Source organism: Streptomyces sp. NPDC003284 (genome assembly GCF_053589675.1).
On sequence record NZ_JBSFSI010000001.1, the window covers coordinates 467,589 to 481,213 of the forward strand.

The window sequence follows — 13,625 nt, forward strand, 5'->3', positions numbered from 1 at the left end:
CCGGCCCCCGGCCTGCCTACCGCCGGTCGGCGGGAGGCGGATCGAGCCGGAGCCCCGGACCCGTCCTCGGCAGCAGCGCGGCGTACAGCACCGACGCGACCACCAGGCCCACCGGCAGGGCGAGGTCCACGCCGCCGAGGGCGGACGCGATCGGCCCGGTGTAGTAGAGGGTGTCGACGCACAGGGACGCGACGGCGGTGCCCGCGAGGACGGCGACCGCTCCGGCCCGGTTCACGCCGCCGGAGTACCAGAAGGAGCTGCCCGGCGTCTCGTCCATCAGGGCGCGCCCGTCGTAGCGGTTGCGGCGCAGCAGGATGTCGGTGGCGTAGACGGCCATGCTGGGGCCGAGCAGGGCCACGGTGAGCTGGAGGACGTTGTTCACCGTGTCGAGGAAGTTCGACACGAGCAGCGCGTACAGGGTGAGCGCGACCGAGACCGTGCCGTCGACGAGGACGCTGAGCGAGCGGCGGATGCGCACGCCCACCGCCTGGAGGGCCAGGCCCGCGCTGTAGGCGGTCAGGGCGTTGATGGCGACGGTGCCGAGGATCAGCGCCAGCAGGAAGACCGGGTCGAACCAGCCGGGCAGGATCCCGCGCAGCGCGCTCTGCGGGTCGGTCATGTCGACGGCGGTCGCGGCGAACGCGCCCAGCGCGCAGACCAGCGTGCCCGGCAGGAAGCCGCCGAGCGCCGTCCAGCCGACGATCGCCCGCGCCGATGTCGTACGGGGCAGATAGCGGGAGAAGTCCGCGCTGGTCGTGTACGACAGCGGGCCCGAGGCGACCAGGGCGATCCCGCCGAGGACGGCCGCCCACAGTCCGGTGCCGGTCAGCGGCTGCTCGGGCGTGTAGGAGAAGTCCGCGTGCCGGACGACGGCGACCGCGACGCCCGCGAAGGCGATGGTGAGGGCCAGGGTGATCGGGAGGTACAGCTTCATGATCAGTGCGTGGCCGTAGACGCTGATGGTGAGGGTCAGGGCCGCGACGAGCACCACCACGACGATCTTCACCCCGGTGTTCACCGGCAGGCCCGCCTCACCGGCCAGGGAGAAGGCCGCCGTCGCGGCGGCGGCGAGGTTGAGCGCGAAGTAGCAGACGGAGATCAGCCAGCCGACGACGGCGTTGTTCACGCGGTTGCCGCGGATCCCGTACATGGCGCGGGTGATCACCTCGCTCGGTGTGCCCGCGGCCGGGCCGGAGACGGCCAGCACCCCGGTCAGCAGCCAGAACGCGTTGCCCACCACGATCACCGCGAGCGCCTGCCACAGACCGAGGCCCATCAGGACGAGCGCGCCGCCGACCACCAGGCTCAGGTAGTTGACGTTCGCGGCGGCCCACACGGAGAACAACTCCCGTGGCCGACCACGGCGTTCGCCGTCCGGGATGTGGTCGATGCCGTGGGCCTCGACGCGCGCCGCGCGCTCGGGGGGCGGCGGCGCGCCGGGACGGTCGTCGACGTCCGGGTGCGGGTCGGGGATCGTGGACGCCATTGTCCCTCCGGGCGTTCGGAGCGTGCTCACCGGTCGGAGCTTGCTTATTGGTCGGTCACTCAATAGCATCCGGCACATGTCGTCAAGCGTCAGCCGCAAACGAATTCGCAAAGACCCGGCCACCCGGCGTGCGGAGATCGTCGGCACCGCCGCGGCGATCGCGCTGGCCGAGGGGCTGGAGTGCGTCACCCTGCGCCGGATCGCCGAGGAACTGGAGGTGCGCCCGGGGCTGATCAGCCACTACTTCCCCGCCGCCGACGATCTCGTGGCGGAGGCGTTCGGCAGCGCCGCGACCGGCGAGCTGGACGCCCTGGTCCCGGCCGGGCGGCCCGGCGAGACGCCCACCCTGCGCCTGGCCCGGTTCCTCGCCCGCACGACGGGCGACGCCTACGACACGATGAGCCGGCTGTGGATCAACGCCCGGCACCTGAGCCGCTACCGGCCCGAACTGCGCGAGCGGGTCGTCGGACAGGAGGCCGCCTGGCGCGGTCGTCTCGGCGCGCTCGTCCAGGAAGGCGTCGACGCGGGCGAGTTCCGCCCGGCCGACGTGTCCGTGGCCGTCGTCCAGATCCTCGTCGTCCTCGACGGCCTCGGCGCGCACGCGAACACCGGTACGGCCGAGCACCCGGCGGCGGTGAGCGGCATGGCCGCCGCCACGGCGGAGAACGCGCTCGGGCTGCCCGCGGGCACGCTCGCCGCACCCGCCGAGGGCGCGGTTCCCGCCGTACGGAACGCCCCCGACGAGGGGAGCGCCCGCGCGTCGGCACGGACCACGGCCGCCGCCGCTGCCCCCGCCGCGTCCACCGTCGCCTCCGGCCCTGGATCCGGCTCCGGTCACGGGCCCCGGTCCGCTTCCGGAGCGGCCCCGGCCGCCCGCACGGAGCCCTCGGAGCCCCTGGAGCCCTCGGAGTCCTCCGCCCCGTAGCGGCGCCACCGCCCACCGCCCCACCGGACCCCGCACACCCCGCACATCCGCACCACCAGTTCGCAAGGAGTGACCCGTGTCCCCCGATCTCGTCCTGCTCTCCGCCCGGCTGCTCGACCCGGGCACGGGCTCGCTCCTGCCGCACACCGCGCTGGCCGCCGGAGACGGCCGTATCACCCACCTCGGGGACGACCGCGAGATCCGGGCGCTGGCCGGACCGGCGACCACCGTGATCGACCTGAAGGGCGCGGTGGTGACCGCGGGCTTCACGGACGGCCATCTGCACCCGGTCTCCGGCGCCGAACGCACCATGGGCGTGGACCTCTCCGCCTGCCGCGACCTGGCGGACGTGCGCGCGGCGCTCGCCGGGCCGGCCGCGGCGCTCGCGCCCGGCGGCTGGCTGCGCGGCTGGGGCCTGGACCCGAACACCTTCGGCGACGCGCCCGTGGCCGCCGCGTCCCTCGGCCCGGTCCTCGACGGCGTACCGGCCCTGATCGACCTGTTCGACGGGCACTCCATGCTGGCCAGTGCCCGTGCGCTGGAGCAGGCGGGTGTCGACGGGCCCCGCCGGTTCGAGCAGGCCGCCGAGATCGTCTGCGACGAGGCGGGCCGCCCCACCGGGCTGCTGCTGGAGGACGCGGCCTGCGAACTCGTCGAGGCCGTCGCGCCCCGGCCCACCGGGGACGAGGTGCGGGCACGGACCGCCGAGGTGCTGCGGGAGATGGCCGCGACCGGGCTGACCGGCGGGCACGCCATGGACGCGAACGGCGCGACCCTCGACATTCTCGGCGCGCTGGAGGGCGACGGCGAACTGCCCCTGCGGCTGCGGGTGGCGCCCTGGTGCCAGCCCGGCGCCGACGCGGAGGCGGTCGACGGACTCGTCCGGCAGCAGGGCACCGGCGGCAGGCTGTGGCAGGTCGCCGGGGTGAAGATGTTCATGGACGGCACCATCGACAACGGCACCGCCTGGCTGGAGAGCCCCGACTGCCACGGGGAGTCCCGGGACGCCTTCTGGCCCGACCCCGACCAGTACCGCCGGGTGGTCGGCGCGCTGCACCGGGCCGGGGTGCCCACGGCCACCCACGCCATCGGGGACGCCGCCGTGCGTCACGTCCTGGACTCGGTGGAGCGGGCGCAGGCGGAGAGCCCGGCGGCGGACGGCGCGACGGTACGGCACCGGGTGGAGCACATCGAGACCGTCCCGGACGACACCGTGCCGCGCTTCGCCCGGCTCGGGGTGGCGGCCTCGATGCAGCCCACCCACTGCTGCGAGTACACGCGCGCCGACCACACCGACAACTGGTCGCGCCGCCTCGGCGAGGAGCGGGCGTCGCGGGCGTTCCGCTGCCGCGACCTGTGGGACGCGGGCGCCCGGGTCGTCCTCGGCTCCGACTGGCCCATCGCGCCCTATCCGCCCCTCGGTGTCATGGCGGGCGCCCGGCACCGCCGCCCCGGCGACCTCTCCCGGCCGCCGCACGGCCCCGAGCAGGCGCTGACCCCGCTCCGGGCGCTGCGCGGGATCACCCTCAACCCGGCCTGGGTCGCGGGGGAGGAGCACCGGGCCGGCCGTCTCGCCGTCGGGTACCGTGCCGATCTCACGGTGCTCGCCGACAACCCCCTCGACGTGGCCGACGCGGATCTGGCGGAGCTGCCGGTCCTGCTCACGGTGGTGGCCGGCCGCCCCACCCACCGCGCCGCCGGGATCTGAGCACCGGCCGGGCGAGGCAGCGGGCGACGGGCGGAGCGGCGGCGGACGGCGCGGTGGCGGACGGAGCGATGGCGGCGGACGGGCCGCCGGAGCGCTGGTCCACGGGTCATCAGATGTCTGATGTCGTACCTTGATACGCTGGGGTGCGGCCTGCGCAAGGGGCAGGCGCAGTCATCGAGGAGGGGGCAGGAGTGAACCCGTCGCGTCCGCAGGAGTTCCGGACGACGGCCCGGCCGTCGCTGCGGCAGGAGGTCTCGGAGGCGATCAAGAGGTACATCCTCGACAACCGCCTCAAGCCGGGGGACCCGCTGCCGTCCGAGGCCGAGCTGTGCGCCGCGCTCGGCGCCAGCCGGTCCAGCATCCGCGAGGCGGTCAAGGCCCTGGCCGTGCTCGACATCGTGGAGGTGCGGCACGGCCACGGGACGTACGTGGGCCGGCTCAGCCTGTCCGCGCTGGTGGAGGGCCTGGTCTTCCGCGGCCTGCTCAGCCCCCAGGACGACTTCCGGATCCTGTCCGAGCTGATCGAGGTGCGCGAGCTGATCGAGCGCGGCATGGCCGAGCGCATCCTGGCGGCGCTCGCCCCCGGCGATCTGGACGCGCTGGACGCGCTGGTGGACGAGATGGACGCCCTCGGCGCCGCGGGCGAGGACCTCGCGGCCTGTGACCGCGCCTTCCACGAACGGCTGATGGAGCCGATCGGCAACCAGCTGGTCAGCCAGCTCTCCCAGGCGTTCTGGGACGTGTACGCCCTCGTGGCGCCGCATCTCCAGGGCGGCTCCGAGGCGGACGAGGCCGGTACGGTCGCCGACCACCGTGCCCTGGTCCGCGCGGTCAGGGACCGCGACGCGGACGCCTTCTCGCGCGCCCTCGCCGGTCACTACGCACCCGTACGCGCCCGGCTGGCCCAGGCCCGCGCCGCTCAGGACGGCACGGCGACCGGGGCCGCGCCCGCCTCCTGACACCCGCCCGGCCCGGCGTCCTCCGCCGCCCTCCGGTCGTTACCCCGTTCCTCCGGCTCCCGGGAGCTTCGAAGCCCCGGGAGCCGGAGGAGCCCCGGGGTGCCCGGTGTGTCGACTGTGATTGTCATGTGCATGCCATGCATCGACATGTATCGCTCCCGCCCTGCCCCCTTCACGTCCCCACCTGTGACCCACCTCCCTCTTGACCCGCCCGCCCGAAGGGTGCTTAAAGTTCGGACGTCAGACGTCCTACGTCCCTGTCCGGCACCATCCACGGAGAAGTACTCATGCCCTTGACCGCACCCCTGCGCGGCGTCGTCCCGCCCGTCTGCACCCCGCTCGACGCCCAGGGAGACATCGACACGGGCTCCCTGGCCCGGCTGGTCGAGCACCTGCTCGACGGCGGGGTCCACGGCCTGTTCGCCCTCGGCTCCACCAGCGAGGTCGCGTACCTCACCGACGAGCAGCGCGGTGCCGTACTGGAGACCGTGGTGAACGTGGTCGACGGGCGGGTACCGGTGCTCGCCGGGGTCATCGACACCACCACGCCCCGCGTCCTCGACCACGCCCGCGCCGCGGCCCGGCTCGGGGCCGACGCGCTGGTCGCCACCGCGCCCTTCTACACCCGCACCCACCCCCGGGAGACCGCCGCGCACTTCCGCCGCGTCCGGGACCGGGTGGACCTGCCGCTGTTCGCCTACGACCTCCCGGTCTCCGTGCACAGCAAGCTCTCGCCCGCCCTGGTGCTCGACCTGGCCGCCGACGGCACCCTCGCGGGCGTCAAGGACAGCAGCGGCGACGAGGGCTCGCTGCGCCGCCTGCTCGTCGCGCTCGGCGGCCGGGAAGGGCGCGCCGCCGGACCGGTCCCCGCCTTCTCGGTGCTGACCGGGTCCGAGCTGACCGTGGACGCGGCCCTGCTCGCGGGCGCCGACGGCGTCGTCCCCGGACTGGGCAACGTCGACCCCGCCGGTTACGTACGCCTCCACGACGCGGCCCGAGCCGGTGACTGGTCGCGCGCGGCCGCGGAGCAGGAGCGGCTGGCCGCCCTGTTCGCCATGGTCGACGCGGGCCCCGAGGACGAGATGGGCCGCAGCTCCTCCGCGCTCGGCGCGTTCAAGGCCGCGCTGCGGCTGCTGGGCGTCATCGACCACGGCGACACCGCGTTCCCGCAGATCCCGCTGAGCGCCTCGTCCGTCGCCGCCGTCGCCGCCCGGCTGCGCGCCGCCGGACTCACCCCGGTCCGATGACCGCCGCCCAGCCGTCCGGTACGGCCGGACCCGGCCCCGGGACGGGCACGGCGGCCGGTCCCGTCATCGGCCTCGACCTCGGCGGGACCAAGATCGACGCCGCCCTGGTCGCCGCGGACGGCACGGTGCTGCGCCGCCGCACCCGGCCCACCCCCGCCCGCGCGGGCGCGGCGGCGGTCCTGGACGCGCTGGCCGCCGCCGCCCGCGAGGTGGACGACGGCGCCGGGGCGATCGGCGTCGCCGCCGCCGGTGTCATCGACCCGGTCACCGGGACCGTCACCAGCGCCACCGACTCCCTCACCGGCTGGGCCGGCACCGCACTGGCCGCGGGCCTGTCCGCGCGCACCGGCCTGCCGGTCGCCTGCGACAACGACGTACGCGCCACCGCCGCCACGGAACTGGCCGCGCTCGGCGGCCCGCGCCGCTCGCTCGTCCTGGCCGCCGTGGGCACCGGGGTCGGCGGCGCCGTCGCGGTCGACGGCCGGATGCTGCACGGCAGCGCGGGCATCGCCGGTCACCTCGGCCATGTGCCCAGCCCGGAGGCCGAGGGGCTGCCCTGCACCTGCGGCGGCAGCGGCCATCTGGAGGCCGTGGCCGCCGGGCCCGCCATCACCGCCCTGTACGGACGGCTCACCGGCGAGCCTGTCGCACAGCTCCAGGACGTGGCCGGGCGCGCCGCGCGGGGCGACGCCGCCGCCCGGCGGGCGATCACCACCGGGGCCCGCGCCACCGGACGGGTGCTGGGCGGTCTGGCCAACGCGCTGGGCCCGGACCGGGTCGTCGTCGGCGGCGGCGTGCCGCGCATCGGCGCGCTGTACTGGACCGCGCTCACCGAAGCCTTCCGCGCCGAACTGATGGCCCCGCTGCGCGCGCTGCGCCCCGTGCCCCCGCGCCTGGGCGCCGACGCGGCCGTCCGGGGCGCCGCCCTGCTCACCCGCACCACCCCGCTGCACGGTCCCGCGGCCCCCGCGCCCGGCCCGGCCGTGCCCCAGCCCCCACCCGGAGGAACCCGATGACCCTGTCCGCGGCATCCGTCGCCGCCGCCGTCCGCGGCCGGCTGATCGTCTCCTGCCAGGCACCGCCCGGCGACCCGATGCGCGGGACGCCGACCCTGGTCGCGCTGGCCCGCGCCGCCGCGGCCGGGGGCGCCGCGGGCATCCGCGTCAACGAACCCGAGGTGGTGGCCGCCGTCCGGGCCGCCGTGGACCTGCCCGTGATCGGCCTGTGGAAGGAAGGCGACACCGGCGTCTACATCACCCCGACCGTGCGCCACGCCCTCGCCGTCGCCGAGGCCGGTGCGCACGTGGTCGCCGCCGACGCCACCGGGCGGCCCCGCCCGGACGGCGGCTCGTTCGCCGATCTGGTGGCCGCCGTGCACGCGGCGGGCGCCCTGGTCATGGCCGACGTCGCCACCCTGGAGGAAGGCGTGCGCGCCGCCGGACAGGGCGCGGACTTCGTCTCCACCACCCTGTCCGGATACGTGCCCGGATCCCCGCGGCGGTCCGGACCCGACCTGGACCTGGTCGCCGCCCTCGCCGCCGCGACCGCCGCCCCGGTCGTCGCCGAGGGCCGTATCGGCACCCCCGAGGAGGCCGCCGCCGCGCTGGAGAAGGGCGCCCACAGTGTCGTCGTCGGCACCGCCATCACCGCCCCGACCGCGCTCACCCGGCGGTTCGTGACCCGTCTCACCCGTCCCTGAGCGTTCTCCCTCGTTCCCGACCGCACTCGACGACGAGTCCGTCCGGCATCCTGGAGTCACCGTGCCCCACACCACCGCGCCGCCCTCGTCCCCCTGGTACCGCCAGGTGGGCCGCAGCCAGTGGAAGTCGTTCTTCGCCGCCTGGATCGGCTATCTCCTCGACGGCTTCGACTTCGTCCTGATCACCCTGGTGCTCACCGAGATCAGCGACGACTTCCACCTGGACACGGTCCAGGCCGCCAGCCTGGTCTCCGCCGCCTTCATCACCCGCTGGCTCGGCGGGGCGGTGCTCGGCGCCCTCGGCGACCGCTTCGGCCGGAAGCTGTCGATGGTGGTGAGCATCCTGCTGTACTCGCTGGGCAGCTTCGCCTGCGGGTTCGCCTGGGACTACACCAGCCTGTTCGTCGCCCGGCTCGCCATCGGCATGGGCATGGCGGGCGAGTACTCGTCCAGCGCCACCTATGTGATGGAGAGCTGGCCGGTGCACATGCGCAACCGGGCCAGCGGCTTCCTGATCTCCGGATACTCGGTGGGCACGGTCCTGGCCGCCGAGGTGTACAAGTGGGTGGTGCCGAACCTCGGCTGGCGCTGGATGTTCTATCTGGGCCTGATCCCCGTCCTGATCGCGCTGTGGATGCGCCGCGCCCTGCCCGAGGCCGCCGACTGGAAGGCGTCCGTCGCCGAGCGCGGACAGCGGCCGAACCCCTTCCGCCCGCTCTTCGCCACCTCTGCCAGGGCCACCGTGAACGTGGTGCTCGCGGTCGCGGCCACCGTCTCGCTCTTCGCGGTCTTCACCCCGCTCGGCGACGGCCTGGTGCCGCTGCTGTCGGTGGTGGCCGGAATCTGCCTGATCGCCTTCGCCGTGCAGCTCGGCGGGCGGCGCGGCTGGCTCCTCTATGTCTCGATGATCGTCACGATCTTCTTCGCGTTCCTGTACTCCTGGCCCATCCAGGCGCTGCTGCCCACCTATCTGAAGTCCGACCTGGGCTACGACCCGGGCCAGGTCACCGACGTGCTGTTCTACGCGGGCTTCGGCACGATGGCCGGCTGCTGGCTGGCGGGCTTCGTCGGCGACTGGATCGGCACCAAGAAGGCGTACGCCTTCACCCTGCTCGCGTCGCTGGCCTTCGTCTTCCCGGTGTTCGCGGTCAAGGACAGCCTGCCGCTGCTCGGCGTGCTGCTGTTCGTGCTCCAGGCCACCAGCTTCGGCATCTCCGGGCTGCTGCCGCGCTACATCGGCGGGCACTTCCCGACCCACTCCCGGGCCGCCGCCCTGGGCTTCACCTACAACGTGGGTGCGCTGGGCGGCGCCGTGGCGCCCGTGCTCGGCGCGCACCTCGCCTCGGGCATGGACCTGGGGCAGGCGCTGGCCGTCCTCACCTTCGCCGGGACGATGATCGTGGTGCTGCTGGTCGGTCTCGACGTGCCGGGCAGGCTGGGCCGGCTGCTCGACCCGGAGGGCCCGGCCGACCACCTCATGGGCGAGGACGGCGGCGGGGCACCCGAGGGCACACCGCAGCACGCGCGCCCCTGAGGGCCGTGCACCGCGCGAGGGACCCGGCTCAGGCCACGTACCCGACGTGCGCCAGCGCCTGCTTCAGCAGCACGCCGTGCCCGCCCGGCATCTCGCTCTGGAGGGCGGCGGAGACCGCCTCCTGCGGCGTGAACCAGACCAGGTCCAGGGCGTCCTGCCGGGGCCGGCAGTCACCGGCCACCGGGACGACGTACGCGAGCGAGACGGCGTGCTGACGCGGGTCGTGGTACGGCGTGACGCCCACCGTCGGGAAGTACTCCGCCACCGTGAACGGCTGGAGGGAGGCGGGCACCCGGGGCAGCGCCACCGGCCCGAGGTCCTTCTCCAGGTGGCGCAGCAGGGCGTCGCGCACCCGTTCGTGGTGCAGCACCCGGCCGGAGACCAGCGTCCGGCTGACCGTACCGTCCGGTCCGATGCGCAGCAGCAGTCCGATGCTGGTCACTTCGCCGCTGTCGTCGACCCGCACCGGCACCGCCTCGACGTACAGGATCGGCATGCGGGCGCGCGCCGACTCCAGTTCGTCGGTGCTCAGCCAACCGGGCGTGATCTCGGTCATGTCAGACATTGCTTGATCATACTTTCAGTCATTCCCGATGGGGGAGGGCGGCGGGCGCGCCGCCCCGCGTCACGGCTTCACGGCCACCGCGCCGAACTGCGGCACCACGGCGGACGGCCCGGCCTCGGGCCGCCACCGCGAGCAGGGCACCAGACCCGGCTCGACCAGGTCCAGGCCCTCGAAGAAGGCGGCGACCTCGGCGCGCGGCCGGGCGGTGATGGGGGGAGTGGCGTTCTCGTTCCAGAACGCCATGGCACCCACGTTGCCCTCGCCGCCCAGGTCGGCGTCGAGGGTCGGGTGGGTGAGGACCAGGAAGCTGCCCGGCGGGACGGCCGCCACGACCCGGCGGACGATCTCGCGGGCCTTGTCGGTGTCCAGGACGAAGTTCAGGATGCCGAGCATCATCACCGCGACCGGGCGGCCGAGGTCCAGGGTCTCGGAGGCCCGCTCGACGATGGCGTCCGGGTCGTGCACATCGGCGTCGATGTAGTCGGTGGCCCCGGCGGCGGTGCTGGTCAGCAGGGTGCGGGCGTGGGCGAGGACGATCGGGTCGTTGTCGACGTACACGATCCGCGCGTCGGGGGCGAGCCGCTGGGCGATCTCGTGCGTGTTGTCGACCGTGGGCAGCCCGGTGCCGATGTCGAGGAACTGCCGTATCCCGCGCTCGGCGGTCAGGAAACGCACCGCCCGGCCCAGGAACTCGCGGTCCGCGCGCGCGACCTCGCGGATCACCGGGAACATCCCGGCGACGTGCTCGCCGACCTGCTGGTCGACCTCGTAGTTGTCCTTGCCGCCCACCCAGTAGTTCCAGACCCGCGCGTTGTGCGCCACCCCGGTGTTCAGCCTCGGCGACCCGCCCGACGGGGTGTTGCTCTCGCTCACGTCCGTGCTCCCTGGTTCGTCTGTGTCCGTCGTACGTCCCGGTCGTCAGTGTCCGGTCGTACGTCCCGGTCCCGTCTACGCGTGTATCACGGCGGCGTCGTCCACCCGCCGGTCCCAGCCATTGTGCCGCGCGGTGATCACGGTGTCCCGGGAATCGGCGGACCGGACCGGACGCGCGCCCCGCGGACGGCGTTTGCCCGCGGGGCGCGCGCCGTGTTTGTCTCGGAGACCGGCGGGCCGGGGCCCGGCCGTGCGGCCCCGCCCCCGGCCCGCCGCCGCACCGCCCGCCCGCTCCGCCCTCCCACAGGAACCGGTACATGTCCAGCACCCCCTCGCCCGCGCTCACCACCGCCGACGACGGCGCCCCAGGCCCCGCCGGATCCGCTGGTTCCGGCGCCCCTGCCGACATACGTCTGATCGTCACGGACATGGACGGCACGCTCCTCGACGACGGCAAGCGGATCCCGCCGGGGCTGTGGCCGGTCCTGGCCGAGCTGCGCCGCCGCGGAGTGCTCTTCAGCCCGGCCAGCGGACGCCAGTACGCCACGCTGGCCGAGCAGTTCGCCGGTGCCGACGAGGGCATGGTGTTCATCGCGGAGAACGGCACCTATGTCGTCCGTGACGGCGTCGAGCTCAGCTCCGACCCGCTGGACGCGGCCGTGGCCGCCCGGCTGGTCGCCACCGTGCGGGAACTGGCCGGGCGCGGCGCCGACGTCGGCGCCGTGGTCTGCGGCAAGCGGTCCGCCTACGTCGAGCGCAGCGACGAGCCGTTCCTCGCCGAGGTCCGCAAGTACTACGTACGGCACCGCGTCGTGGCGGACGCCACCGCGGTCGACGACGACATCATCAAGGTCGCGCTCTTCGACTTCGGGTCCGCCGAGCGGACCGTCGCCCCGGCCCTGGCGCCGTTCACCGCCACCCACCAGGTGGTCGTCTCGGGCGAGCACTGGGTCGACGTCATGAACCGCACCGCCGACAAGGGCGCCGCGCTGCGCCGCCTCCAGCGGGACCTGGGCATCACGCCCGCGCAGACCCTGGTGTTCGGCGACTACCTCAACGACCTGGAGATGCTGGACGCCGCCGAGTGGTCGTTCGCCATGGAGAACGCGCACCCCGAGGTCGTCCGGCGGGCCCGCCACCTGGCCCCCTCCAACAACGACAACGGCGTCCTGCGCACCATCGCCCGCCTGCTGGACCTCCCGGCGCAACTGCCGCCGGCCGGGCCGCGCGCGGCGGGCACGGGCACCGGCGCACGGGACTGACGCGGCGCACGGCGCGGGCGCCGGGCTCACCGGACCGACTCCGCCACCTTCTTGTCCAGCGCCGCGCGTACGAGCGCCGCCGCGAGGGCGGCCGGATCCGTGTCGCCCGCCACCGAGGCCAGCCGCTCCGGGTCCTCGGGCAGCCCGAGGCGCTCCGCACCGGACAGCGCCTTGGCGTCCAGGTACGGAGCGATGTCGGTCCACACGGCCTGCGCCTCGCGCAGGAAGATGTCGGCGCCCGCCGGGCCGAGGCCCGGGACCTCCTGGAGCAGGTCGCGCAGCGCCGCCACGTCGCCGCCCGCCTCCCGGTGCAGCCGCCGCAGATCGCCGCCCCAGCGCTCCTGCACCAGTTCGGCGCCCTCGCCGAGCTGGGTGGCGGTGCGCTCGTCGTAGCGCCGGTAGCCGCCGCGGCCCAGCGCGTCCACGCGCCGCTGCCACCCGGCGGCGGCCATGCGGCGCGGATCGCGCAGCCCGGCCTCGGACAGCTCCCTCGCCGCCGCGACGGCGACCGAGCCCCGGATCCGGGCGCTGAGCAGCACGGCGAGGACCAGCAGCCGGTAGAGCGGCTGCGGGGTGTCCTTCAGCGGGATTCCGGCCTCGTGGGCGAAGGTCTCGCCGTGCTCGGCGACCAGGTCGCGCACGATCCCGGCCTCACGGCTCCGCGTCCCCGCGCTCACCGGACGTCTCCGACGGCCTCGGCTGTCGTCCCGACGGTCTCGACGGCTCGGTCCATCACGCGCCTCTCTCACCGGTCGTCCCGCGGCACCCGCCGGAACCCGCCGACACCTCTTCGGCGGTCGTGCGCCTCTCGGCGGCCGTGAAGTCAGTCGGCCGTGCGGTCAGTCGGCCGTGCGGTCAGTCGCGGGAGACGTTCTCGGCCGCGAACATCCAGCGCTGCTTCTCCAGCTCCGCGGTGATCGTGATCAACAGGTCCTGGGTGACCGGGTCCGGCTTCTCGGTCGCGTCGATGCGCTCGCGCAGCCGGGCGATGGCCGCCTCCAGCGCCTCGACGATCACCTGGACGACGTCGTCGTCACGGATCCAGCCGTCCTTCGGGCTGGGCAGCGTGAACGCGGAGGCGATGGTCTCCGGGCGGCCGTCCGGCGGCAGGCCGAGCGCCGAGGAGCGCTCGGCGACGGTGTCGGCGAACTCGCGGGCCGAGGCCACCACCTCGTCCAGTTGCAGGTGGATGGAGCGGAAACGGGGACCGACGATGTTCCAGTGCGCCTGCTTCCCGATCAGCGACAGGCCGAGGAGGTCCACCAGGGTGCTCTGGAGCGCCTCCCCGGTGACCTGGCGTGCCGCCTCGGGAATCGTGCTCTTCACGACAGTCATGCGGTGGTTCTCCCTCGTGGGGTCGTCTCTGG

Annotated in this window: 13 protein-coding genes; 8 read left to right on the forward strand and 5 right to left on the reverse strand. The window is 74.6% G+C overall.

The features are described 5' to 3' along the window. Window positions 1-16: 16 nt before the first annotated feature. Window positions 17-1,486: a purine-cytosine permease family protein gene (locus tag ACWDYF_RS02135; protein WP_389463465.1), complete on the reverse strand. Its 1,470-nt coding sequence runs from the start codon at window positions 1,484-1,486 to the stop codon at window positions 17-19. Between the two features lie 76 nt (window positions 1,487-1,562). Here ACWDYF_RS02135 and ACWDYF_RS02140 point away from each other — a divergent pair, with 76 nt between their 5' ends. From ACWDYF_RS02140 to ACWDYF_RS02170, 7 genes are all read left to right on the forward strand, one after another. Then, entirely contained in the window at window positions 1,563-2,411 is an 849-nt protein-coding gene (locus ACWDYF_RS02140) for a TetR/AcrR family transcriptional regulator (RefSeq protein ID WP_389463467.1), read from the forward strand. Window positions 2,412-2,487: 76 nt separating this feature from the next. Then, a complete protein-coding gene (locus ACWDYF_RS02145) occupies window positions 2,488-4,119 on the forward strand; it encodes an amidohydrolase (RefSeq protein WP_389463469.1) in 1,632 nt (543 codons plus the stop codon). A 191-nt stretch (window positions 4,120-4,310) separates the two neighbouring features. Continuing rightward, complete coding sequence (locus tag ACWDYF_RS02150) at window positions 4,311-5,078, forward strand: FadR/GntR family transcriptional regulator (protein WP_389463472.1); 768 nt, start codon at window positions 4,311-4,313, stop codon at window positions 5,076-5,078. A 287-nt stretch (window positions 5,079-5,365) separates the two neighbouring features. Continuing rightward, entirely contained in the window at window positions 5,366-6,325 is a 960-nt protein-coding gene (locus ACWDYF_RS02155) for a dihydrodipicolinate synthase family protein (protein ID WP_389463475.1), read from the forward strand. Continuing rightward, a complete protein-coding gene (locus tag ACWDYF_RS02160; protein WP_389463477.1) occupies window positions 6,322-7,341 on the forward strand; it encodes an ROK family protein in 1,020 nt (339 codons plus the stop codon). Before ACWDYF_RS02155 ends, ACWDYF_RS02160 begins: the two co-directional genes overlap by 4 nt. Beyond that, complete coding sequence (locus ACWDYF_RS02165) at window positions 7,338-8,024, forward strand: N-acetylmannosamine-6-phosphate 2-epimerase (protein ID WP_389463480.1); 687 nt, start codon at window positions 7,338-7,340, stop codon at window positions 8,022-8,024. Before ACWDYF_RS02160 ends, ACWDYF_RS02165 begins: the two co-directional genes overlap by 4 nt. A gap of 61 nt (window positions 8,025-8,085) precedes the next feature. Further along, window positions 8,086-9,558 (forward strand): sialate:H+ symport family MFS transporter, encoded by a 1,473-nt coding sequence (locus ACWDYF_RS02170; RefSeq protein ID WP_389463483.1) that lies wholly within the window; start codon window positions 8,086-8,088, stop codon window positions 9,556-9,558. A 28-nt stretch (window positions 9,559-9,586) separates the two neighbouring features. On the opposite strand, the gene ACWDYF_RS02175 is transcribed toward ACWDYF_RS02170, so the two are convergent. Continuing rightward, window positions 9,587-10,114: an NUDIX hydrolase family protein gene (locus tag ACWDYF_RS02175; RefSeq protein ID WP_018566739.1), complete on the reverse strand. Its 528-nt coding sequence runs from the start codon at window positions 10,112-10,114 to the stop codon at window positions 9,587-9,589. A gap of 69 nt (window positions 10,115-10,183) precedes the next feature. After that, window positions 10,184-10,996 carry an SAM-dependent methyltransferase gene (locus ACWDYF_RS02180; protein ID WP_389463486.1) on the reverse strand — a complete coding sequence of 271 codons (813 nt, stop codon included), beginning with the start codon at window positions 10,994-10,996 and terminating at the stop codon, window positions 10,184-10,186. Between the two features lie 317 nt (window positions 10,997-11,313). Here ACWDYF_RS02180 and ACWDYF_RS02185 point away from each other — a divergent pair, with 317 nt between their 5' ends. After that, window positions 11,314-12,258, forward strand: a complete 945-nt coding sequence (locus ACWDYF_RS02185) for a Cof-type HAD-IIB family hydrolase (RefSeq protein WP_389463488.1) — start codon at window positions 11,314-11,316, stop codon at window positions 12,256-12,258. Between the two features lie 26 nt (window positions 12,259-12,284). Here ACWDYF_RS02185 and ACWDYF_RS02190 read toward each other — a convergent pair whose 3' ends face one another. Beyond that, a complete protein-coding gene (locus ACWDYF_RS02190) occupies window positions 12,285-12,935 on the reverse strand; it encodes an HhH-GDP family DNA glycosylase (RefSeq protein ID WP_389463489.1) in 651 nt (216 codons plus the stop codon). 178 nt (window positions 12,936-13,113) lie between these two features. Beyond that, window positions 13,114-13,593 (reverse strand): Dps family protein, encoded by a 480-nt coding sequence (locus ACWDYF_RS02195; RefSeq protein WP_018566735.1) that lies wholly within the window; start codon window positions 13,591-13,593, stop codon window positions 13,114-13,116. Between the last annotated feature and the right edge of the window lie 32 nt (window positions 13,594-13,625).

Excerpts from the sequence above, each read along its gene's own strand:
- ACWDYF_RS02135 (WP_389463465.1), bottom strand. The coding sequence starts at position 1,486 with ATGGCGTCCACGATCCCCGACCCGCACCCGGACGTCGACGACCGTCCC.
- ACWDYF_RS02140 (WP_389463467.1), top strand. The coding sequence starts at position 1,563 with ATGTCGTCAAGCGTCAGCCGCAAACGAATTCGCAAAGACCCGGCCACC.
- ACWDYF_RS02155 (WP_389463475.1), top strand. The coding sequence starts at position 5,366 with ATGCCCTTGACCGCACCCCTGCGCGGCGTCGTCCCGCCCGTCTGCACC.
- ACWDYF_RS02160 (WP_389463477.1), top strand. The coding sequence starts at position 6,322 with ATGACCGCCGCCCAGCCGTCCGGTACGGCCGGACCCGGCCCCGGGACG.
- ACWDYF_RS02165 (WP_389463480.1), top strand. The coding sequence starts at position 7,338 with ATGACCCTGTCCGCGGCATCCGTCGCCGCCGCCGTCCGCGGCCGGCTG.
- ACWDYF_RS02175 (WP_018566739.1), bottom strand. The coding sequence starts at position 10,114 with ATGACCGAGATCACGCCCGGTTGGCTGAGCACCGACGAACTGGAGTCG.
- ACWDYF_RS02185 (WP_389463488.1), top strand. The coding sequence starts at position 11,314 with ATGTCCAGCACCCCCTCGCCCGCGCTCACCACCGCCGACGACGGCGCC.
- ACWDYF_RS02195 (WP_018566735.1), bottom strand. The coding sequence starts at position 13,593 with ATGACTGTCGTGAAGAGCACGATTCCCGAGGCGGCACGCCAGGTCACC.